Genomic DNA, 1,032 nt, shown 5'->3' on the forward strand with positions numbered 1-1,032 from the left:
CCACCATCGACGCTGCTCAGCCCACTCAAGGTGCCATTGGCCACCGTCAGGTCAGCAAGCGTGAAGCCGCTCACCGCTTCGCTGAAGCTGATGGTCACCAGGCTGGTCTGGCCGGCGCCCAGGCTGCTGTTGGCAACCACGATGCTGGCCGCTGGGCGCTGGGTGTCGATGGCATAGTTGTTGGAGTCCGTGGTGCCGACCCCGGCATTGCCGGAGGCGCCGACCACGCCGCTGTTGTCCAGGCTGATGAGGTTGCTGGCGTCCTCGACGTTGGCGGCCGGGGTGAACGTCGCCGTCCAGGTCACGCCGCCATCGCTGCTGCTCACGGCACTCAAGCTGCCGTTGCTCACGCTCAGGTCGCTGTTGTCGAAGCCGCTCACCGCCTCGCTGAAGGTGATGGTCACCAGGCTCGACTCACCGGCACGCAGCGCGTTATCGGCGACCACGATGGTGGCACTGGGCAGCACGGTATTGACCGTGTAGTTGGCCGACTGGGTGGTGCCGGTGCCGACGTTGCCGGCCAGGTCGGCGATGCCGCTGTTGTTCAGGCTGATGACGTTGCTGGCATCCTGCACCGCCAGCGCCGGGGTAAAGGTCGCGGTCCAGGTGATGCCGCCGTCGCTGCTGGCCAGGTTGGCCAGGGTGCCGTTCTGCGCGCTGAGGTCGGCCAGGTCGAGGCCGTTCACCGCTTCGCTGAAGGTGATGGTGACCTGGGTCGTCTCGCCAGCACGCAACGCACTGTCGGCCAGCACGATGGTCGCCGTCGGGCGCTGGCTATCAATGCTGTAGTTGTTCGAAGCGGTACTGCCGCTGCCGGCGTTGCCCGCCGCGTCGGACACGCCGCTGTTGTCCAGGGTGATGAGGTTGCTGGTGTCGGTGATCCCGCTGGCCGGCGTCAGGGTCGCGGTCCAGGTCACGCCACCATCGACGCTGCTCAGCCCACTCAAGGTGCCATTGGCCACCGTCAGGTCAGCAAGCGTGAAGCCGCTCACCGCTTCGCTGAAGCTGATGGTCACCAGGCTGGTCTGGCCG

1 protein-coding gene is annotated in these 1,032 nt (G+C 66.7%); it reads right to left on the reverse strand.

Annotated features, from left to right (window positions below; translation table 11 throughout):
* A partial coding sequence (locus tag QSV36_RS12300) for an Ig-like domain-containing protein (RefSeq protein ID WP_289131878.1) occupies positions 1 to 1,032 on the reverse strand: 1,032 nt, incomplete at both ends.

Source organism: Pseudomonas sp. BCRC 81390 (genome assembly GCF_030341915.1).
Taxonomy (GTDB): domain Bacteria; phylum Pseudomonadota; class Gammaproteobacteria; order Pseudomonadales; family Pseudomonadaceae; genus Aquipseudomonas.